The organism is Sorangium sp. So ce363, assembly GCF_051520435.1.
Taxonomy (GTDB): Bacteria; Myxococcota_A; Polyangia; order Polyangiales; family Polyangiaceae; genus Sorangium; species Sorangium cellulosum_B.
Genome location: NZ_CP150333.1, coordinates 12,849,555 through 12,871,251, shown reverse-complemented (window position 1 = coordinate 12,871,251; position 21,697 = coordinate 12,849,555). Strand labels below are relative to the sequence as shown.

16 protein-coding genes are annotated in these 21,697 nt (G+C 70.9%); 3 read left to right on the top strand and 13 right to left on the bottom strand.

What is annotated here, in order from left to right; translation table 11 throughout:
• The first annotated feature begins 168 nt into the window (after positions 1-168).
• Complete coding sequence (locus WMF12_RS48525; protein WP_437858579.1) at positions 169-1,437, top strand: CapA family protein; 1,269 nt, start codon at positions 169-171, stop codon at positions 1,435-1,437.
• 220 nt (positions 1,438-1,657) lie between these two features.
• Here the strand turns inward: WMF12_RS48525 and WMF12_RS48520 are convergent, their stop codons facing one another.
• On the bottom strand, positions 1,658-2,782 hold the full coding sequence (locus WMF12_RS48520) for a glycoside hydrolase family 11 protein (RefSeq protein WP_437858564.1): 1,125 nt from the start codon (positions 2,780-2,782) through the stop codon (positions 1,658-1,660).
• 25 nt (positions 2,783-2,807) lie between these two features.
• Between WMF12_RS48520 and WMF12_RS48515 the strand changes: the two genes are divergently transcribed.
• On the top strand, positions 2,808-3,062 hold the full coding sequence (locus WMF12_RS48515; protein ID WP_437858555.1) for a hypothetical protein: 255 nt from the start codon (positions 2,808-2,810) through the stop codon (positions 3,060-3,062).
• A 659-nt stretch (positions 3,063-3,721) separates the two neighbouring features.
• Here WMF12_RS48515 and WMF12_RS48510 read toward each other — a convergent pair.
• From WMF12_RS48510 to WMF12_RS48495, 4 genes are all read right to left on the bottom strand, one after another.
• Positions 3,722-4,564, bottom strand: a complete 843-nt coding sequence (locus tag WMF12_RS48510) for a hypothetical protein (RefSeq protein ID WP_437858551.1) — start codon at positions 4,562-4,564, stop codon at positions 3,722-3,724.
• Between the two features lie 60 nt (positions 4,565-4,624).
• The gene (locus tag WMF12_RS48505) at positions 4,625-6,469 is read right to left on the bottom strand and encodes a vWA domain-containing protein (protein ID WP_437858545.1); all 1,845 of its coding nucleotides are present in this window, start codon (positions 6,467-6,469) and stop codon (positions 4,625-4,627) included.
• A gap of 281 nt (positions 6,470-6,750) precedes the next feature.
• Complete coding sequence (gspC, locus tag WMF12_RS48500; RefSeq protein WP_437858535.1) at positions 6,751-7,719, bottom strand: type II secretion system protein GspC; 969 nt, start codon at positions 7,717-7,719, stop codon at positions 6,751-6,753.
• Positions 7,720-8,123: 404 nt separating this feature from the next.
• Positions 8,124-9,686 carry a BNR repeat-containing protein gene (locus tag WMF12_RS48495; protein WP_437858530.1) on the bottom strand — a complete coding sequence of 521 codons (1,563 nt, stop codon included), beginning with the start codon at positions 9,684-9,686 and terminating at the stop codon, positions 8,124-8,126.
• Between the two features lie 340 nt (positions 9,687-10,026).
• Between WMF12_RS48495 and WMF12_RS48490 the strand changes: the two genes are divergently transcribed.
• The gene (locus WMF12_RS48490) at positions 10,027-12,558 is read left to right on the top strand and encodes a TonB-dependent receptor domain-containing protein (protein ID WP_437858522.1); all 2,532 of its coding nucleotides are present in this window, start codon (positions 10,027-10,029) and stop codon (positions 12,556-12,558) included.
• 144 nt (positions 12,559-12,702) lie between these two features.
• Here the strand turns inward: WMF12_RS48490 and WMF12_RS48485 are convergent, their stop codons facing one another.
• The 8 genes from WMF12_RS48485 to WMF12_RS48450 form a co-directional block, all read right to left on the bottom strand.
• The gene (locus WMF12_RS48485) at positions 12,703-13,731 is read right to left on the bottom strand and encodes a sialate O-acetylesterase (RefSeq protein ID WP_437858517.1); all 1,029 of its coding nucleotides are present in this window, start codon (positions 13,729-13,731) and stop codon (positions 12,703-12,705) included.
• Between the two features lie 367 nt (positions 13,732-14,098).
• Entirely contained in the window at positions 14,099-14,476 is a 378-nt protein-coding gene (locus WMF12_RS48480; protein ID WP_437743480.1) for a DUF1304 domain-containing protein, read from the bottom strand.
• Between the two features lie 80 nt (positions 14,477-14,556).
• Positions 14,557-15,801, bottom strand: a complete 1,245-nt coding sequence (locus WMF12_RS48475; protein WP_437858494.1) for a molybdopterin molybdotransferase MoeA — start codon at positions 15,799-15,801, stop codon at positions 14,557-14,559.
• Between the two features lie 25 nt (positions 15,802-15,826).
• Positions 15,827-16,411, bottom strand: coding sequence for a Uma2 family endonuclease (locus WMF12_RS48470; protein ID WP_437858485.1), 585 nt, complete (start codon positions 16,409-16,411; stop codon positions 15,827-15,829).
• 77 nt (positions 16,412-16,488) lie between these two features.
• Complete coding sequence (locus tag WMF12_RS48465) at positions 16,489-18,354, bottom strand: DUF2330 domain-containing protein (protein WP_437858474.1); 1,866 nt, start codon at positions 18,352-18,354, stop codon at positions 16,489-16,491.
• A 137-nt stretch (positions 18,355-18,491) separates the two neighbouring features.
• Positions 18,492-19,577 (bottom strand): ABC transporter ATP-binding protein, encoded by a 1,086-nt coding sequence (locus tag WMF12_RS48460; RefSeq protein ID WP_437743476.1) that lies wholly within the window; start codon positions 19,575-19,577, stop codon positions 18,492-18,494.
• 100 nt (positions 19,578-19,677) lie between these two features.
• Positions 19,678-20,556 (bottom strand): ABC transporter permease, encoded by an 879-nt coding sequence (locus WMF12_RS48455; protein ID WP_437297024.1) that lies wholly within the window; start codon positions 20,554-20,556, stop codon positions 19,678-19,680.
• A gap of 13 nt (positions 20,557-20,569) precedes the next feature.
• Positions 20,570-21,664: a polyamine ABC transporter substrate-binding protein gene (locus WMF12_RS48450; RefSeq protein WP_437858427.1), complete on the bottom strand. Its 1,095-nt coding sequence runs from the start codon at positions 21,662-21,664 to the stop codon at positions 20,570-20,572.
• Positions 21,665-21,697 lie beyond the last annotated feature (33 nt).

Sequence of the window (21,697 nt, the reverse complement as noted above, 5' to 3'; positions counted from 1 at the left end):
GAGCGGGCCGGACGTCCATCGAGAGCGCGCGGCGGCCGATCGGCGCCGCGGCTCCTCTGGGCCTGCTCAACGCGCGGCGATGGTGGCACGAACGTCGGCGGGCGTACCACCGGATACTTGGGCGCGGCCGCGGGCCCGTGGATAATGCGCGCCGAGACGCCGCTCGCGATGCGCCCTGCCCCTTTCTTTCTCGCGATGTGCGCAGCGGCCGCGCAGATCGGCTGCGAGCGGTCCGCCAACGTGGGCGCCGGGCTCGCGCCGCCGCCCGTCGTCGCGCCGGCCGCGCCCCGCGACGTCGCGGAAGCGACCCGGGAAGCCCGCGCCGCGCCGGCTGCCGCCACCGCCGCGCCCAACGCTGCCCCCGCCGCGCCGGCGGCCACCGCCGCGCCGGCAGACGCGATCACGTTCCTCGCCGGCGGCGACGTCTGCCTCGGCAAGGCGCTCGGCCAGGAGCTGCTCCGCGATCCGGCGTACGATCCGTTCGCCTCCGTCGCGGCGCTGTTCGCGTCCGCCGACGTGCGCTTCGTCAACCTCGAGAACCAGCTCAGCGACCAGGGCGGAGAGACCCAGCACGCGCGCCAGCCGCTCGTGTTCACGGGCCCCCCGGCCGGCGCGGACGCGCTCGCGCGCGCCGGCATCGGCGTGGTGTCGCTCGCGAACAACCACATGTGGGACTACGGCAAGGGCGCGTTCCTCGAGACGCTCGGCCACCTGGAGCGCGCGGGTGTCGCCTACGTGGGCGCCGGCCGGACGCGGCTCGAGGCATACGCGCCGGCCGTCATCGAGCACCGCGGCTTCCGCGTGGCGCTGCTCGCCGTGACCGGCATCTGGAACCAGGGCTCGCTCTGGCAGCACCCGGCGCGGGAGTTCGTCGCGGGCGCGGAGCGGGACGGGCTCGCCGCCGCGGTGCGCGCCGCGCGCAAGCGGCCCGGCGTGGACGCGGTCGTCGTGAGCTACCACGGCGGCACCGAGTACCTGGACACCCCGCTGCCCCAGGCGCGCGCGCTCGCCGGCGCCGCCATCGACGCGGGCGCCGACGCCTTCCTCGGCCACCACCCGCACGTGCTCCAGGGCATCGAGCTCCGCCGCGGCCGGCCCATCTTCTACAGCCTGGGCAACTTCCTCATGAAGGTGAAGAGGACCGGCCCCGCGGCCGAGCTCGCGATGCTCGCGCGCCTGCGCCTGCGGCGGGGCGCGCCGCCCCTCGCCGAGATCTGCCCGGTGCGCAGCGAGGGCCTCGGGACCGTCCCGCTCGCGGCCGACCCGCGGCGGGCCGAGACCGAGGCGGCGTTCGCCGAGCGGATGCGCCGCGTCTCGGCGTTCGTCAAGGGCGAGCCGGCGATCGGCCCCTTCGCCGCCGACGGCTGCGCGCCGCTCGATCCCGCCGCGGAGGCGGCCCCCGCCTCGCCGCCGAGGGTCGCCGGCCCGATCCGCTGAGCGACGCTTCGCGGCCTCGCGGCGGGCACGCGCGCGAATCGCTCGGCACCGTCGATCGGCGCCGGCTGTTGGGCGGAGGCCGCCCGAAAGGGCGCCCGCGAAGCGGATCGGAGCGAAGCGGGGAGCCTCGATGGCGTCGAGCACGGCGCCATCGAGGCATTCGACGGGCGTTCGCGCCGTACACCCACGAAGCGCTCAGGAGCGCCACATTTTCTTTGGATCAGGGCGTCGCGTTCCAGACGCGACCAGCGGCAGTTCCATTGCTACCGGGGTTGAACACCTCGACGGCCAGGACCTGATAGGTGGGGTCGTCGCTCGCATCCAGGTTGTTCATGTTCGGGACAATCCAGCCGGTGTCGGCCCATGCCTTCACGTGATCGGCGAATATGATCTTGTGGTCCTGCCCGAGGGCCTGCGGCCGAGCAGGCTTGCTCCAGTATTGGTAGAAGGTGGAGCGACCATTGATAGAGGGCTGCTGCTGCCGCGTCGAGCGGTAAGTGGAATACTCAACCCCATCGCTCACGAAGGTCTTGCCAGCGGTAGCACCCTGGCTGGGATCATAACTCCATCGTTGCAGGATGTAATACTCCACCAGGTGTGCCGCGTTTGAAGTGGGCATGCTCTTGTCGTACCCCCAGCCGTACAGAGCGATGTAGCTCGCGCCGCTGTCGTTATTGAGGCGGTAGCCGATCACCCTCTTCTCATCTCCGTAATGCCATCCGGGACCACCGACATAGTTATAGCCACCGCCCTGCCAGGTCACGCTGAACTCACCATTCGGGTCCACAGTCAAAGATGTCGAACCGCCATCTTTCCAGTGAGTGAAGAAGAAATCACCGACGTGACCCGTCGCGTGATTCGAATTGATCACAGTCTTCTCAGTGTATCTCTGAGTGTAGGCTGAGTACTTGGAGAAATCGGGGAGGGGCGTGACCGTTGTATCCAGCTCTCCATCGTTGGAGAAAATAGCAAATCCTGCGATGGTGGGGTTATCTACACCCTTGATCAGCTCAATGGTGACGCTGCCGTCATTCACCGCAATATCCGCGAAGGTCTCCGTGTGGCCCACGTCATGACCAACTTCGGTATAGATATCCAGATCACTGATAACGGTGTTACCTTCGATCGCAACGCCAAAACTGCGCGAGCCAGCGCTGGTCTTATCGATTTCCGCAAAATGCAACTTCACGGTGTATTTGCCGTTGGCGGTGACCGGAATTTCATAACTGAATGAGCCATACCGCTCTGTTTGGTAAAGCTGCCCACCGACGACAGCGTCTTGCGTGCTGTTGGGCGTACCACCGCTAGCGTATTTGTCCGCCTGGTACTCCACGCCGTCGACCATTGCGCTCGAAGTACCACCGGAGTTGATGGCGACCACCAATGCGAGATCGCCACCAGACGAACTGGAGCTGCTCGAAGATGAGCTGGAGCTGCTCGAAGACGAGCTGGAGCTGCTCGAAGACGAGCTAGAGCTGCTCGAAGATGAGCTAGAGCTGGAGCTGGAGGATGAAGAGCTGCTAGAAGACGATGAGCTGCTCGAGGGCCCTGTGGTATCGTCATCACCGCCACAGCCTGCCAGCGCGACTGACGCGAACGCCAGTATGAACCAACGAGAGAACTGATTCTGCTTTAAATTTTTCATAGATGTTTCCAATGTTTCCCGAAGATGCACACGAAGCGACTCGCCTGTCAGGGACTCTCTGTCGCGCATCGAGACCAGGGGAGACAACGACATTCGCATATGATCACACAGGATCATGTAGTGCCATTCGCAGAGTCCGAAACCTTATCCGGACACCCATGCTCTCTCTGGAAGATCATGTGGTCCTTCGACTGGATTTATACGCCATGGAGCGACCGCGACACAACGCCATTTTGCGCGGTTTCATTGCTCGTGTTTCTCACCTAACGTTGGCACAGAGGGGGCGGAAAATGCCAACAGGATTGAGACAGGCCGGACGAGAATCCTATGAGTGGCTCGCGCAGAGAGGCGCGTTCCGGCTCCAGTCAACGGTCATGCGACTCAACAGGTCGAGGACGACGTACAGGCAGTAGAAGACCCCAGGCAGCGGCCCGCGCAGCTTGGTGATGTCCCACGTCCAGATCTGGTTGGGGCCGTGGCGGTGAGCGTCGGCTTGGCGTGCTTCATCGGCGCACGCTGGGCGCGCCGCTCGCCGCGCTCGCCGGAGGCGCGAGCAGCCGGTACATCGCGCGGATGGAGGCGAGATGGACGCCGCGCGACAGCAGCGTCGCGCAGACCTCCGGCGGGGGCTGGTCGACCTCAGGCCCGCCCGCGCCGCGCGCCGTCCACCTCGTCGACCGCCTCGAGCGCGCTCTCGATCTCGCGGACGAGCTCGTCCGCCGCCTGCTGCTCCCTGTCGGCGCGCGCCTCCACGACCGACGCGTCGAGGCGCAGCTCCACCCGCCGCAGCACCTCCGCGACCCGCTTGCCCTCCGTTGAGGCGGCGTCCACACGCCGCCGCTTCAGCGCGCCTAGCGCGGCCTCCACGGCCGGCGCGAGCGGCGCGGCCACGACGGGGTCGGCGGCCTTCAGCTTGGCCCGCGCGCGGTTCGCCAGCCCGATCAGCTGGCCGAACGGCGATCGGGCGCGCCGGCGCTGCACCGCCCACCCGACCGAGGCGAGTACGCCGAGGCCGAGGAGCACCGCGGCGCCCTGCACATACGGCGCGACCGACGGCGGCACGGGGGGCACCAGCGCGTCCGGCACCTCGACCGTGATGCCCCCGTGAAGGCAGCTGCCCAGCTCCTGCGCCGTCTGGAGCCGCGAGCGCGCGAGCGGCAGGAGCCGGAGCGGGAGGCACGGGGCTTCCACGCCCGCGAGCGCGCACGCGGGGGCCGGATCCCCTGTCGCGATGGCGTGGACCTCGTGGGTCGCGGGGTCGCGGCTCGTCATGTGAAAGCCGCCCTGCTCGAGGTCGACGAGCCCGCCGCTGTCGACCGACGCGCCGCCCGGCGCGCCCGCGGGCCAGGTCGTCGTCGCCGCGTCGATGACCGAGGCGTCGGTCGAGCAGACCAGCTTGCCGCGGAGGACGATCTCGCCGCCCGGCGCGACGTCGACGTGCTGCGCCGCCACATCGCGCCGGAGTGTGAATGTCTGGGTCATGTCCGCCCCTCGGCTCCGCCGGTGCATCGCCCCTGCGCCATCGTGCCCCGAGCCCCGCCCTCAGTGAAGGTGCGTCCGCGAGGCCGTCTCGAGCAGCATCGCCAGCACGAGCGGATCACCCAGGCCGCCCGCGGCCCCGGCGTGGCCGCGGAGGCGCGCGAGGCGGGCCGCGTCCTTCAGGAAGAGCGGCTCCCCGAGCGCCTCGGCCGCGGCATGCAGGATCCCCTCCCGCTCGGAGAGCAGCGCGGCGGCGCGGGCGCGATCGCCGAGCGCGATCTGGCGGGCGGCCTCGGCCAGCGTCTCGCCGGCGGCGAAGCCCTGGATCGTGCGGGCGACCGACGGGTCGGCGCTCGCCGCGCTGTCCGCGTCGCCGGTCGCGTACGCGACCCGGAGCGGCGCCTCGTCCACGACGTTCTTCTTGGCGACGCGGTCCTTGTACTTGAGCTCGATCGCCGCGATCGCCCGCGTGTCCGCGCCCGCCGGGAGGCCCAGCTTGAAGAGCATCGCGTGGCTGTCGTCGCGCGAGAACGCCGGGATGAAGAACCGCATCCCGCCCTCGGCGTCGTCCTGCCGGTCCCGCTCGATGCCGTCGCGCCGCGCGGACTGCGCGTCCGCCGCGGCCTCGATCGTCCGCACGCGCGCCGCCTCCACGTCGTTCAGCCGGCGCGACCCGTAGACCTGGAGCAGCTTCACGTCCGGCTTCAGCCGCACCCGCAGCTCGACCGCGGTCGCGACCGGATCGAGCCGCCTGTCGAGCTCCGTCGCGAGGGCCGGGGCGATCTGATCCGGATCGCGCAGGTAGTAGTATCCGCCCGCGCCGTCGCTCGCGATGGCGCTCATCAGCGCGCCGTCGTAGTCGGCGCCGAGCCCGAACGTGCTCGTCTGGACGCCGCCCTGGAAGGCGTCGAGCGCGAGGCGCGAGAGCCGCTCCGAGCTCGTGATCCCGGAGTTCGCGCGCCCGTCGGAGAGCAGCAGCACGACCTTCACCGCGCCCTCCGGGATGCCCGGCCGGGCGGCCTGCGCGTAGCCGAGCGCGAGGCCCTGGCCGATGTTGGTGCCGCCGCCCTCGCGGATGCCGTCGATCGTCGCCTTGATCGCCGCCCGCCGCGGCCCGACGGGCCCATCGTCGATCCTGACGTCGGCGCCGCTCGAGAAGGTGACGAGGGAGAAGTCGTCGTTCGCGTCGAGCTTGTCGACGAGCGCCCGCGCCGCGTCGCGCGCGCGCGCCATGGGCTCGCCCTGCATCGATCCGCTCACGTCGAGCACGAGGTGCACCGACAGGTGCGGCCGCGCCGCGGGCGCCTGCGCCGTCGAGCGTAGCGCGACGCGCACGTGCACCGGGCCGCCGCCGGGCGGGACCCGCGTGCGCTCGAGGTCCGTGCGCAGGGCGAGCGCCGAGCCCTTCGGGACGTCGATCGACGGGGCGTAGCGGGCGCCGACGTCGCTGACGAGCTCGCGCCCGTCGGGCGGGACGATGCCGCGCGCGACCGCGGACTCGAACGCGGCGAGGTGGCCGCCGCCGGGGCGGTACGTGGTGGCGAAGCGGCCGTTCGGGTCGAGGCCCGCGGCCTCGGGCGCCGCGGCGCGGGCCGCGCCCTCGCCCGGCGCCGCGGTGGCCGCCGGGGCGGGGACCACCAGACCGCCGGCGCCTGCGCGCCCCTTCCCGCCCGCCATGTCGAGCCTGGGGGCGGCGGGCTCACGCGCCACCAGGAGGGGTTCGGCGGCCGACGCCACGGCCTCGCGCTTCGCCTCGGCGGCGTTCCCGAGCGGCATCGACGCCGGGGACGCCTCCGACGTCGCTGGGGCTTCCTTCGTGCTGCACGCGATCCCCGCCCCCGAGAGCCCCAGCGCGAGCGATCCGCCGAGGAGCGCTCGCTTCACCCACACGATTCCGAGTTCGTTCATGGTCTTCCCCTCCCGCGGACAGAGCGGGTGCTCGGTCTGACGGGTGAGCGCCGCATCTGTTCTGTCGCTCCGCTCCGGAGCGACGGCGCCGGCTGCCGCCGGGCGCTCCAGCCAGAGAGACAGCGGCGATCGCGCATTGTTCGGCAGGAGTCGCCCGTGCGCCGGCGGAAGGCCTCCGCGTCGGCCGCCGCCCGGCCGCCGCCGCCCGCGGGTGCGACAAGGCCGGGGGCGCCCGGCGTCCTGCGCGGAGCGCGGCTGCCGGCCGGGCCCGCCTCCTCGCCTCAGCGGATGTTGACCCTGAGCCTCGTCGGGCGGCCGTCGCGCTCGACGACGACGGAAAGGCTCTTGTCGGAGCGCATGCGCGAGTAGGCCAGCATGGCCTTCTGTGGGTCCGTCAGGTCGATGCCGTTGATTGACTTCACGATATCGCCGCTCTGCACCCCGAACGACTCGAGCACCGAGCCTGGCTTGACCATCATCTTCAGCCCGACCACCTTGTTGTCCCGCATCTCCGGTATCGCGGCCGAGGTCTGCGTCACGAGCTCGGGCTGCGCGAAGATCTTCTCGGCCGCCGAGCGGTCGATGTCGATCTCCGTGTCGCTCACCCGCTGCATCCGCGAGGCGATCTCGGGCGGGACATCGCTCCTGCTGCTCGGACGGTACGTGGCGCGGGGCGGCGCCGGCGCTGCCGCCTGCGGCTCGGGCTCCTTCTTGCCGCCCTCTCCGCCCTTCTTGCCGAGCTGCATCTGGCAGCGCGCGCCCCCCGAGGTCGAGGTCATCCACACCCGATCCCAGGCGATGTCCTCGACCTTGCGGCCGGCGATCTCTCCGCCTCGCCGCCCGAGCGCCGTGTGTCCGCCGTCGCTCTCGACGGCGGCGAACGACCATTCGGGGTCCTCGGACATCGCGATCAGCACGACGCGGCCCGTGTCGCAGGGTGGAGCGAGGTAGGGGTCGAGCTGCGAGAGGTCCGCCGGGCCGGCGGGCGCGGCGCTCGGCGGGGGTACGAGCGGCCCTGTCGTCGAGTCGAACGGATTGCGCTCCAGGATCGGCGCCGCGCTCGGCGGGGGATCGTCGGAGGGCGGCACGTCGACCGGATCCATGACGAGGGGGGCGGAGGCCTCGCCGTCCCGCGTGATCTGGTGAGCGACGAGCTGAGATACCCCGGAGGCCTGAAAATACGCGGAGACCGCGACCATTCCTCCCAGGATGAATGCGAATCGGCGCTTGACGAACGCGTCCGGGTTCATGAGTAACGCTCCTCCTGGCCGGAGCGCGCCGGGGCTCGCTGCGCGAGTGTCCCTTGCCGCCGCGGCGTTCGCGGCAGTGCACGCCCTCGCCACCGGCGAGACCGCGCCTCAGGGCGAGCACCGAGCGTGCCTGCGCGAGAGCGAGCGCGACGCGCGTCCGCATGGAGCAGGGACTGCCGCTCTGACTGGACCGCTCAGCGCCGGTCGTGGCTCGTCCGATACGGACGCGGAGCGCGCCCCGCGCGCATCACGCGCGTCGCCCGGTGGAACAACCGGAAGATCCGTCGATCAGGGGAGAGCTGGCGGGCAACGGGGACGGCGCCACGAACGAGCTCGCGCGCTCGCCCTGGGGAACGGGGCCGTGAAGGGCGCGCTCGGGGATTGAGGAGCGCCCTTCGCGCGGCTCAGCGGAGCGTGTACTCCAGGCCCCAGATGTCCACGGAGCTCCGCGCTGGGTAGTACACGGTGAGCTCGTCCGAGGTCTCGAGTCGGGCGGCGTCGATCAGAGGATCGGAGAAGAACCGGCCCGAGTCGGCGGCGTCGAGGAGCGTCCAGGTCGCGTAACCGTCGCTCGGGGAGGCGCCGGCGATGCGGAGATCGGGGAGGATCGCATAGACGTTCTCGGTGGAGGAGATCGCGAGCTTGCCCCGGAAGTTCTGGACCACCCTCAGGCCGATGCCGTGGCGCGCCCAGGTCCCGTCGGTGTCGCGGAGATAATGGAAGAACTCGCTGCGCGTCCGGGCGCTGGTGAAGTTCGAATTGTCGGTCTCGGCGTCGGGGAGGTGCGAGAGCAGCACATGGACGCGGCCGCTCGCGTCGACCGTCATGTGTTCCTGGTTGATGAGCCCTCGGTTCTGGCCGATGGGCCACACGGAGAGGCCCGTCGTGCTCCGTGTCACGAAGGAGGCTCCGGTCGTCGCGACCGTGGCGCCTGCGTTGTTCTTCCATGTGCGCCCGTGATCGTCGCTGTAGACGTACAGGAGATCGTGGTTGGTCGTCGCGTCGGGCGTGTCCCGCCAGCACCACGCCGCGTGCAGGCGCGAGCCGCCGCGCGTGTACGACAGGCCGTGCAGGTAGGCGTTCATGCTGGCGTCGGTGCCCTCGATGTACTCGCCGAGCGCGCTCCAGGCGTGCGTCGTGGCGTCGTACTCCCACAGGTGCTCGTCGCCGCTCCCGCTCTCGCCGATCCGGGCGCTCAGGAGCATCTTGTCCCCGCCGGGCTCGGTGACGAACCGCGGGTACGTCACGAGGGACACGCGGGTCGATCCGACGAGCGCGCTCGAGACGGCGCCGAAGCTCGAGGCGGCCCAGGCCGCGCCTTCCGGGTCCGTCAGGAGACCCGTGGCCGAGCGGCGGTAGTGCAGGTTGCTGCCGTGGTGATCGAACGCGAGGTGCAGCGTGCCGTCGCCTGGCGCGATCCCGAGAGAGATCGTGTTGTGGGCGTCGTCGGCGCTCAGCCGATAATCCTTGAAGTCGAACTTCTCCCAGGCGCCTGCCGCTCCGCCGGGGCTCGCCGGCAGCCGGCGGCGCGCGAGGACGACGTTGCGGTTGGTGTTCCAGAAGGCGGTGTACTGGAAGCCGCCGAACGACACGATCGCGTCCTGCTGGAACGACTCGCCGTTCAGGTAGCCGCCGTAGGACACCACGGTGAGCCCCGACTCCGCGAGCTTTCCCTCGCCGAGCTTGACGATCCCCGGCGCGACGGGCTCCGCCCCTCCGCCGCCGGTCGTCGTGCTGCTGACGGTCGTGCTGCCGATCGTCGCGCCGCTGGTCGTCGTCGTGCCGCCCCCCGCGCCGGTGGCCTCGGAGGTCGTCGCCACCGCGCCGCCGCCGCCCGGGTTCGCGCCGCCTGAGCCTGAGGACGTCGACGATTCGGGCGTCGAGGGGCGCTCGCCGTCGCTGCAGCTCGTCAGCCAGGCGACCGGCGCAAGGACGGGCAGGAGGGAGAAGATAAGTCGGAGCGTCATGCGTTTGCCCGAGGATACTGCCGTACCGCGGCGGTACCAAGCGAGGCAAGCGGTGGTCGTTGAAGGATTCGCGGCAAACAGCGCTCCAGCAATCGCATTGCGCTGTCATCGCCCACCGACCAGAGCGGTCCGAAGTGGACGCTCCACAGGAAGACCTGGCAGCGCAACGTGCTGTTCGAGCCGGTGAGGGGAAAGTGAGCGGTCGTTCGGCGTAGATCATGGCAGAAGCTGGCGGTCGTCCTCCGGAACACCCCGATCCGACGAGAGCGATCCGATCGACCGGTTCCCCGGGAAGCCCATCAAGACGCCGGCGCGAGCGCCGCTTACACAAAAAACTCACATGATTTCGATCACTTTGCAGACGCGCTCTGCGGCGCATCGCCCCGCGCTGGCCCTCGCTGAGCGGCCCCTCCGCGGCGCGGCGATGCGCTTCCTCCGGCGATCCACGGCAGCCGCAGCGCTGCTCGCGAGCGCGCTCGCGCCGTGCCTCGCCGCCGCCGCGCCCGACACGCCGCTGCCCCATGCAAAGCCGCCTGCGGAGCCGTCCGGCGATGCGCCGCCTGCAAAGCCGTCCGGCGATGCGCCGCCTGCAAAGCCGTCCGGCGATGCGCCGCCCCCCGATGCGCCGCCGGCAGCCCTCGTACCACCATCGCCGCTCACGCCGCTCGGCGCCGACTACCCTGCTGGGGCGCATGGTGACGCGACGGTCCACCTCGTCCTCACGGTCAACGCGGAGGGGACCGTCCGCTCCGCGGTTGCCGAGGATGGCGTGGAGCCGTTCGCATCGGCCGCCGTGGCCGCCGCAACGTCGTTCCGCTTTGCGCCGGCCACCAGGAACGGCGCGCCGGTCGCCGCCAGGATCCGCGTCGAGGTCCGCTTCACCGAAGCCGCGTCGCCCGCGCCGCCCGGCGCCTCCGCAGCCGCGCCGCCCGGCGCCTCCGCGCCCGCGCCGGAGCGCCCGGCGACGGCAGCCGGGCCGGCGCCGAGCGCGCCGCGCGCGATCGAGGTCACCGTGCGCGGCGAGCAACCGGCGCCCGGCGTCTCCAGCTTGAGCCGCGGCGAGGTCAGGATCGTCCCTGGCGCGTTCGGCGACCCCTTCCGCGCCCTCGAGGTGCTCCCCGGGGTGACCCCCATCGTCTCGGGGCTGCCGTTCTTCTACGTTCGCGGCTCACCGCCGGGCAACGTCGGCTATTTCCTCGATGGCATCCGCGTCCCCTACCTCTATCACCTCGGGCTCGGGCCCTCCGTGGTCCATCCCGGCATCGTCGATCGCGTCGACCTCTACCCTGGCGGCTACCCCGCGCGTCACGGTCGGTACGCCGGCGGCATCGTCGCGGGCGAGACGACGCCGCCGCTCCCGTACTGGCACGGTGAGGGCATGCTGCGGCTCGTCGACGTGGGCGGGCTCGTCGAGGGCCCCTTCGCCGGAAACCGAGGGGTCGCGCTCGTGGGCGGCCGCTACTCGTACACGGCGTTGCTCCTCTCGCTCGCCGCCCCCGAGGTCGCGCTCGATTACTGGGATTACCAGGCCCGGCTGTCCTACGAGGTCGTCCCGGAAGGCCGGGTGAGCCTCTTCGCGTTCGGCGCCCACGACTTCCTCGGGAGCGAGGAAGACGGCGAGGAGACGACCCTCTTCGACACGACATTTCACCGGCTCGATCTCCGGTACGACCAGGCCTATGGCCAGGGCAGCGCGCTGCGCGGCGCGCTGACGCTCGGCCACGACGAGACGGGGATCGGGGACGGCCAGAAAGCGCTGACTCGGAGCCTCGGCGCGCGCCTCTCGCTCGCTCACCGGCTGCGCGACGAGACGATGATCCGCGCCGGCATCGACGCCGTGGTCGACGACAACGAGCTCGATCTCGCGACCGGCGCCGACGACCCGGGCGACGTCGCGCCGGACGATGACGACGACGTCCCCGTCGACGATCTCCTCTTGAGCCGCGTCGACCTCACGGTGGGCGGCTACATCGAGTCGGACATCGCGATCACCCCGCGCCTGCGCATCACCCCCGGGCTCCGGCTCGATCTCTACCACTCCGACGGCACGGTCGCGCTCGCCGTCGATCCGCGGCTCTCGGCTCGGCTCTCGCTCGGGCGCGGGGTGACGTTCGTGCAGGCGCACGGCATCGCCTCCCAGCTGCCGAGCTTCGTCGTCCCGATCCCCGGCTTCCGCCCGCGCCTCGAGGACGGCCTCCAGCGGAGCTTCCAGTCGAGCGCCGGCGTCGAGCTCGCGCTGCCGGCGGACATCACGGCCACGGTCTCGGTGTTCCACAACGCGTTCTTCAACATGACCGACGCGCTCGGCTCGCTGGGCCTCGAGTCGGTCGAGGACGCCTTCACGCTCCGCGCGCTCGGCGCCGCGACCGGCGTGGAGCTGTCGGCCCACCGGCGGCTCACGCGGCGCGTCGGCGGGTTCGCGTCGTACACGCTGTCGCGCTCCACGCGGAGCATCGGCCGAAGCCGGCAAGTGAGCTCGTTCGACCGGACCCACGTGGCGAACGTCGCGCTGACCTACGACCTCGGTCGCGGGTACAGGGCTGGCGGGCGCTTCGTGTTCTACTCCGGGCTCCCCCAGAGGATCGGCGGCGCGACGCTCCCGCCGATCAGCGGCGTCCCCGGAGGCTCCGGATCCCTCGCCGGCGGAGCGCCGCGGTGGGAGCGGCTGCCGCCGTTCTTCCGCCTCGATGTCCGCCTGGAGAAGCGCTGGTCGATCGGGAAGGCGGGCTGGCTGGCGGTCGTCCTCGACGTGCTCAACACCACGTTATCGAAGGAGACCATGCCGGGGATGTGCGATGCGTTCTCGTCGTGCGAGCCGACGACGTTCGGGCCTGTCACCGTCCCGAACTTCGGCTTGGAGGGCGGGTTCTGACGCCCCGGAGGCGCGGCGCCCCAGGCTGGCGACGGCCCGCGCCCGCTCCGGCGGGAGAAGAGGATGCTTCAGGGTCAACCGACCACGGCAGGCGCAGTCACCGCAGTTCTCCTCGGCGAGGTAAAAATGCGGGGATGCCTCAGGTTACCACTTCAAGGCTTCGATCATCTTCTCACCATAACGCGTGCCCATGAGAACGACGGACGCATGATCGAAGTGGTACTGATCCATGACCTTGGTCCCATCCTGAGAGACCCAGTATCCATCAGGCAACATATCGGCCGCTTGGTGCACGAGGCTGTTGTGACCGCTGCAACACCCGCCCGCGGGGAGCTCTCCAAGGATGAAGGGAACGTCGTAGTCGACACCCCAGGCCTCTTTCACCTCGTTGTAGAGCTGAACGACCTTGCCGGGCCATGAGCTCTGGCCGCTGTCGGACTCACCCTGGTGGAAGATGATGCCCGCGAAGCGCGCATTCTCAGCCGTCTTCGCCTTGGCGATCTTGTTCAAGATCATCTGGTGATGCGAGCCGCCAGAGATGAACGTGTTGATCGATTCACCGCTCTCGGCCGTGGCGACCAACCCGATCGTGTCCCCCTCGCGCAGCTTTCCGAGAAGGGTCTTGCCGAACCAGATGCCTGGGTCGACCGCCGTCGACAGGTTCCATCCCTTTTCACCAGGGCAATCGCTGAGCGGCGGATTGGCCACGTTCCACTGTCCGGCCGGCTGGTTGCATCCGCCGAGGACCTTGAGCCGCTGGTCAGAGTTCTGGTCACTGGCCTGTTTGTCCGCGACGCCAGCCATGTTCGACTGACCCATGAGCATGAAGACGTGGAACGTCGGACCTGAGTTCGGCGCGCCGCCGGTGCCTGCCCCGCTGCTATCCGATCCGGTCCCTACCGTGGCGCCGCCTCCGGTCCCCGCGGTCGTGCTGCCCGTGGCGCCGCCTCCGGTCCCCGCGGTCGTGCTGCCCGTGGCGCCGCCTCCGGTCCCCGCGGTCGTGCTGCCTGTGGCGCCGCCTCCGGTTCCCGGACCGGCCCCTCCGGTGTTGTCGACCTCACCGGTCGCGCCGGGCGAAGAGGACTCGCCACAACCCGACGCGGCGATGATGGCGAGAAATGGGAGGAGTAGGAATCTGGCAGTGCCTCGGAGTGTGCGGTTCATCTGGGTCATGGTCGTTACCTCGTCGCGCCGAGGCGCGAGCAGAACGGAAGGGCCGAATTGGTGGGCCAGCCGTGCGATGTCGGCAGGACGAACCTCGCCCGCAAAGAGCTCAGCGCCGAGGCCCAATCTATCGCAACTTGGGAGCCTGGCATCCAGGATTCGGCTTGGGACGACGCGAGGAGAAGGCCACCATCGATGGATTCTTCCATCATCGGCGGAGTTCGTCCTTCGGTGCGCCTCGAGCGCCGACCGGTCCTTTCGAAGCGAAGCGGTTTCACGGTCCGGGACCGCGGAAATTTGAAACGGACGCGCCGCGTCCCAGGTTGGGTCCCGCGGCGCGCCGCCGCGCGGACGCCACCGGCCGAGCCGCTTCGCTTCAGCCACCCGCCTGATTTGCGAGCAGGACCAAGGCGAGGCCGATGGCCGACGGGACGGTCTGCACGAACAGGATGGAGCGCTTTGCCGTCGCGGCGCCGTAGACACCGGCGACGGCCACGCAGAGGAGGAAGAAGGTCTGGATTTGCCACGCAAAGGCCCTGTTCGGATGGATGACGCCCCAGAGCAGGCCCGCGGCGAGGAATCCGTTGTAGAGCCCCTGGTTGGCCGCCAGCGGCGCGGTGATCGCGGCGACCTCGGGGGTCGTACCGAACGCTTTGTACGCTCGTTCCGAGCGCCACAAGAACATCTCCAGGATGAGAATGTAGATGTGAAGGACTCCGATCAACGTGACGACGATCCGAGAAGCGATCAGCATGCGGCGCACCTTACCACGCGTGCCGTGGCGCCACCGGATGCGCCCGAAGCGTGCTCCAAGCGCGGCGCCCCTCCTCCGCCTCACGCGTCGTAGAGCAGCACCTCGACCTCGGCGCCCTCGCCGATCACCGCCTCCTCGGCCTGCACGATGACCACGCCGTCCGCGCGCGTCGTCGACGACAGGATGGACGCGCCGCTCGTCGCGATCGGAAACACCCGATCTCCCTCGACACGCACCCTCACGTAATCGACGCGCCCGGGCTGGGAGGCGATCTCGCTCGCCACCACGCACCGCCGCCGCCGGTGCGGCCACGCGCGCGGCAGCCCGCCGAGGGCGCGGATCGACGGGCCGGCGAAGAACTCGTAGGCGCAGAGGCACGACACCGGGTTGCCCGGCAGCAGGAACACCGCCCGCCCCCCGGGCAAGAAGCCGAACCCGGCGGGCTTCGCGGGGCGCATCGCGACGCCGTGGACCACGACCTCACCCAGCTCCGCGAGCACGAGCGGCGCATGGTCCTCCGAGCCGACCGACGACCCGCCGGAGACCAGCACCACGTCCCCGCCCGCTGCCTCGAGGGCAGCCCGCACCGCCTCGCGCCGGTCGGGGACGTACGCGACGGCCACGTCCTCCGCGCCGTCACGGCGCGCGAGCGCCGAGAGCACCAGGCTGTTCGTGTCGACGATGCACGCCCCGCTCGGCGCGCTCCCCGGTGGCAGGAGCTCGTCGCCCGTGATCAGGATCCGCACCGACGGCCTGCGCACCACGCGCACCTCGGCGACCCCGGTCGAGGCGAGCACGCCGACGTCCTGCGGGCGCAGCCGGCGCCCCGCCGGCACGACCTCCGCGCCCTCCAGCACGTCCTCGCCGATCGCCGCGACGTGCTTGCCGGACGGCACCGGCTCGCGCGCCCGCACGACCGCCGCCCCGTCGCGGCCCGCGCCCTCTTCCGCGCGCTCCGCCACCAGCACCGCGTCCGCCCCCTCCGGCACCGGCGCCCCGGTCGTGATCCGCACCGCCTCGCCCCGGCGGATCGCGCCCGCGTGCGGGCGCCCGGGGAACGACGCGCCCACGAGCGCGAGCTCCACCGGCGCGAGAGCAGCCGCGCCGGCGGTCGCCTCGCCGAGCAGCGCATAACCGTCCATCGCCGCGCGGACGAAGTGGGGCACGCTGATCCGCGCGCGCACGGGCTCCGCCGCCACCCGCCCGACCGCCTCGCCGATCGGGACCAGCTCGTCACCGAGCCGCTGGATCCGCCGCTCCAGGACCTCGAGCGCGCGCTCGACCGCCGCGTGCTCGCGAAAACCCCGCATCCGGACGTCGCGCATCGGCTCTCCGTGGAACGACGGCCGCTCAGACCGCCGCGGAGGCCTCGAGCGCGCCCCGGTACACCTCGTCCACATCGAGCAGGGCGTCGATCGACGCGAGCCGCGCGCGCTCGCCGGGCCCGGCCTCGTAGAGCGTCCACGTGCCGTCCTCGTTGCGCCGGAAGACCTCGATCCTCCGGTGCGCCAGGGAGACCAGGACGTACTCCCTCAGCGAGGGGATCCGGCGGTAATGCGCGAATTTCTCTCCCCGATCGTAGGCCTCCGAGGAGTCCGACAGCACCTCGACCAGCACCAGCGGGTTGACCACCGCGTCCTTGTCCTCGGGATCGCGCGCGATCTGGCCGCAGACGACGCTCACGTCGGGGTAGGTGACGAGGCCCGTCGCGAGCACGCGCACGCGGAGGTCGGACGAGAACACCTCGCAGGGGCGCCGGCCGAGCTGCGCGCCGAGCGCCACGGTCACCCGCGCAGCGAGCCGCGCGTGCTCCGGCGTGCCGCCGGCCATGTCGAAGATCTCGCCCCCGAGGAACTCGTGTTTGGTCGGGCTCGCCCGCTCCTGCTCGAGGTACTCGGCGTAGGTGAAGGAGAGCCGGCGGGCGGGCGCGTTCACGTCATGACCTCACCCGGGAGTATGCCACGGGAACCGCCCCGCCGGTGCGCCCCCCTCCCGGAACGCCGCCGCGCGGCCTACCGCCCGCCGCGCCCGCCGCTCCTCCGGGGCCGGCTCGCGCGCCGGAGGGGCGCGATCAGCGCAAACATCCCGAGCGCCATCACCGACAGCTTCGGCCCCCGCTTCTTCCGGGCGCTCGACTGCCGCTCGCCCGCGATCGAGCAGTCCTCCGACTCAGCAGAGTCGTCGGTGTCCCCGCTGCAGCCATCGTCCTCCGCGTAGTACTCGTCCTCGGACTCACTCGTATCGCCGCTGCAGCCGTCGTCCTCCGCGTAGTACTCGTCCTCGGACTCGCTCGTGTCCCCGCTGCAGCCGTCGTCCTCCGCGTAGTACTCGTCCTCGGGCGCCGGCTCGCTCGTATCGCCGCTGCAGCCGTCGTCCTCCGCGTAGTACTCGTCGTCTTCGACGTCCTGCGGATCGACGTCGTCCACGACCACCGTATCGGCGGTGCCGGAGCAGCCGCAGCCCACGTCGGCGGCCGGCTCGTCGTAGTAATCGTCCGGCGGCGGGTTCCCGGCGCCCGACGAGCCGCTGGTCGGGCTCGATCCGCCGCTGCCCGGCCCGCCGCCCAGGCCGTCGGGCCCGCCCACGCCCGACGAGCCGCCCGCGCCGCCAGCGCCGGCCTCGCCGGAACACTCGTCCACGAGGACGCGCCCGGCCCTCACGACGGGCGAGATCGCGGAGCCCTCCCCGAAGGTCAGCGGCCAGTCCGCGCCGGGCTGCCCGGCCGCGAGCCGGAGCGAGACGCGGGTCAGCCACACGGACGAGGGCGCGAGCCCGGAGAGCCCCACCGCGAGATCGTCGGCGGCCGGACCGCAGCGCAGGAGGTCGGGATCGGTCTCGTCCCTCCGGGGCGACTCCGCGCAGTCCAGCGCGCCGTCGACAACGCCGTGCGCGGCGCGCGGGCAGCTCGCGGCGACCTTGAGGCTCGACTCCAGCGCGGCCGCGGCGACCGCGGCGCACGTGCCCGGCGCATCGCCGATGTCGCCGTACGCGCTCGCGCGCGCGAAATAGGCCTCGATCACGCTGTCCACGCTGTCGCTGCCGAGGGAGATGCGGCGGCTCAGCGCCTCGTGGCCCGCGCCCTCGACGAGCGCCCCGTGGAGCCCCGCCTGGCCGAGGGCCCCGGCGCGGAGCTCCGCATAATCGCTGCGCTGCGCGCTCGCGTCCCAGCGCAGCGAGGCCGGCGGGAGCGTCACCGGCGCCGCGCCCGAGAGCGCGCCCCGGCCGTCGCCGAGCAGCCACGCCGTCACCTGCACGTCGCCTGCGCCCGCCCCGGCCAGCGACAGCGGCAGGATCGGCTCGCCGCCGCCCATGGCGATGCGCAGCGTCCTCGTGACCGCCGCGCCACCGGGAGCGTCGAAGCGGGCCGCCGCGAACCGCATCCCTTGCAGACCCCCGAGCTGCGCGGCCGCCTCGGAGGACAGCGCGAGCCCGGCCGACGCCGCCCAGCGCGCGACCGCGTCGGCGTCCTCGAGCACCGTCACCTCGACCGGCTCGAGCGTGGCCTCGTGGGCGAGCCGCCCGACCGTCTCGAAGGGGTTCGGCGCGCCCGCCTCCCCCGGGCAGTACGGGTCGACGCCCTGGGGCGGGAGCACCCGGGGCGCCGTCGCCGCCTCGAGCGCCTCGAACCACGCGTCCGAGCTCGTGTCGAGCGCGGCGAGCGGCGGCACCGGAACGACGAGGGCCACGGGCCCGCTCGCGCCCTGGAACCGCAGGCTCGTCCAGAGCGTCGTGCGCTCCGGCCCGGCCGCGACGGCGACGCGCTGCTCGACCGACGCCTGTCCGGCGCCGGGCAGCCACGCCCCCGTGGCGAGGGCGTCGCCGGAGAGCGAGAGAAGGACCGATGAAGAAAGAGCGACCGCAAGCGACCGTCGGGGCATGCGAGGCCGATTGGCAAGCAGCATGCCCTGCAGAGTACGCCTTGTTCGAGGCCAACTTCGACGCGGCCGCGTCCGGCTGAGAACGGCGGTTCACGACGCCCCGGCGCCACACGGGCGCGACGGCCGACCGGCGAGGATCACCCCTCGTGGACGATCACGATGTCGTCGGGGTGGAGGTGGCAGAACACCCGGTCTCCGACGTGCAGCGCCGCCTGGCCGGAGCTCTCGTTGGCGACCACCGCCGTGAGCACGAGGCCGGCGTCGGTCCGGAGGCGCAGCTGGTCGGTGGCGCCCTTGAACAGCTCGTCCTCGACGCGCGCCTCGAAGCGGTTCTCCGGCGCGCCCTGCGGCTCCCTGCGGAGCGCGATCTTCTCCGGCCGGATGGAGACAAGGGTGCTCCCGGCCCCGCCCGCCAGGTGCTCGGCGTTGACGAGGAGCTCGAGCCCCCCGTCGAGCTGGACCCGCGCCCGCTCGCCGCTCCGCGAGAGGACGGTCGCGCGGAGGATGTTGGCCTGGCCGATGAAGCTCGCGACGAACGTCGTCTTGGGGCGGTGGTAGATCTGCGATGCGTCGCCGAGCTGCTCGATCCGGCCCTTGTTGATCACCGCGATGCGGTCGCTCATGGTGAGCGCCTCTTCCTGGTCGTGGGTCACGAACACGAAGGTGATCCCCAGCTTCTTTTGCAGCTCCTTGAGCTCCACCTGCATGGCGTGCCGGAGCTTCGCGTCCAGCGCCGAGAGGGGCTCGTCGAGCAGCAGGACCTTGGGGCGGCACACGATGGCCCGCGCGAGCGCGACCCGCTGCCGCTGCCCGCCGGACAGCTGCGACGGCTTGCGCTGCTCCATGCCCCCGAGCGACACCATCGCGACCGCGGCCCGGACCCGCTCGTCGATCTCCGCCCGGGGCACCTTCTTCATCCGCAGCCCGAAGCCGATGTTCTCCTGCACGGTCATGTGAGGGAACAGCGCGTAGCTCTGGAACACCTGGTTCACGTCCCGGCGGTACGGCGGCTCGTGGGTGACGTCCTTGCCCTCCAGCAAGACGGCGCCGCTCGACGGCGTCTCGAAGCCCGAGATCATCCGGAGCAGCGTCGTCTTGCCGCACCCCGAGGGGCCGAGGAGGGTGATGAACTCGCCCGCCCTGATCTGGAGGTCGACCTCGCTCACGGCGTGGAAGGCGCCGAATCGCTTGGTGACCGCGCGGAGCTCGACCATCACATCCATCGATTCACCTCGGAGGGCCGGCAAAGCGCGCGGGGGAGGCGGAAGAGGCGGAAGAGGCGGAGACGAGCGGCGCTGCGCCACCCCGCGCGACGGCGCCGCATCAGGCCTCCGGCTCCTTGCGCAGGCCGAGCAGGAAGAAGAGCGAGAACAGGAGCAGGAGCGCCATGCCGAGCGCGGCGCCGAAGGGCCAGTCGCGCGCCTGACCGAACTGGTTCTGGATGACGTTGCCGATCATCGGCACGCGCGATCCCCCCATGAGATCCGTGATCGCGAACATCCCGAGCGCCGGGATGAACACGAGCAGGACGCCCGCGAGGATGCCCGGGCGGGTGAGCGGGACGATGACGTGCGAGAACGCGGACACGGGCCCCGCGCCGAGATCGAACGCCGCCTCGATCAGGGCGTTGTCGAGCTTCTCGACGCTCCCGTAAATGGGCAGGATCATGAACGGCAAATACGAGTAGACGAGGCCGATGACCACCGCCGTCGGCGTGTACATGATGTCGAGGGGGGTCGAGATGATCCGCAGGTAGAGAAGGAGCCCGTTGAGGAGCCCCTCCGACTTGAGGATCGACATCCACGCATAGGTCCGGATGAGGAAGCTCGTCCAGAACGGCACCATCACCAGCATGAGCAGCCGGTTCCGGACGCCCTCCCTCGCCCGCCCGATGAAGTACGCCACCGGATAGCCCGCGACGAGGCAGATCGCCGTGGTGATGGCGGCGTACTTGATCGAGCTCAGCAGGATCTTGAGGTAGGTCGGGTCGAAGACCCGGGCGTAGCTCGACAGCGAGAGCTCGAAGACCACCTGCCCGAGCTCGTCCCGCTCGCAGAAGCTGTAGACGAGCATGATCGCGGTGGGCGCCACGACGAAGGCGAAGAGCCAGAGCAGGAGCGGGGCGAGCAGCAGCCACCCGCGGACGCCCGGCCTCCGCCGGGCGCCCTGGAGCTCGACGACCTGCCCGGTGGCCGTGTTCATGACGCCCCGCCGCTCACTGCGACGCCTTGAGGTCGGTCACCAGCTTGTCCACGTCCGCGGCCACCTTGCCGATGTCGTGGAACGTTTCCATCCCCGCGAGCGGCGGGTAGCTCGCCGGGTTCGCGAGCTGCTCCGGCGTGAGCAGCTTGCGCGCCTCCGCGTTGGGGTTCGTGTAAGGGAACTTGTCCGAGATGATCTTGCTGACCTCCGGACGGAGGATGTAGTTCATGAACATCTCCGCGCCGATCTTGTTCTGTGCGCTGTCGGGGATCACCAGGCTGTCGATCGCCTTGTGTGTCCCCTCCAGCGGCAGGACGAACTGGAACTTGTCCTTGTCCTCCTGGTAGAGCAGGGCCGCCTCCCCGCTCCAGACGACGCCGATGTCGACGTCGCCGTTGAGCAGCGCCGTCTTCGGGCTGTCGGAGTCGAACACCTTCACGAGCTTGATCCACTCCGCCAGGGTCGGCTTGATCTTCGCGAGGCTCTCGGGCGTGACGTCGTTGGGGTTCATCCCCATCGTCACCATGACCCAGGAGACCATCTCCCGGTTGTCGTTCAGGGCCACGATGCGCCCCTTGTACTTCGGCTGGAACACGTCCTTGAAGCCCTTCACGGGCTCCTTCACCTTCTGGGTGTTGACGACGATGCCCACGACCGTGCCCATCCACGGGACCGAGTACTTGAGCTCCGGGTCGTGCGGCTGGTTCCTGAACGCGGGCGCGATGTTCTTCAGGTTCGGGATGCGCGATGGATCGAGCAGCTGCAGCTTCTTCTGCCGGATGAGCGCCTCGACCGCGTACTCCGACGGCTGGATGAGGTCGTACCGGGTGCTCCCCGCGAGGAGCTTCGACAGCATCTCCTCGTTCGAGGCGAAGGTCTCGTAGTTGACCTTGATCCCCGTCTCCTTCGTGAAGCCGTCCAGGACCTCCTGCGGGACGTACTCGGACCACCCGAAGAGGTTGAGCTCGTCGCCGGGCTTCGGCTCGGGCGCCGGGGCGCTGCCCGAGGCGGCCGCCTGCTGCGGCGCCGGGCTCTCCTTCTTCCCGCAGCCGAGGAGGCAGAGGAGCGGGACGAACATCAGTATCAAGAGCGCTGAGATGCGTTTCATTGGCCTTTTCCTTGTCTCGCCTGCGCCGGCGCA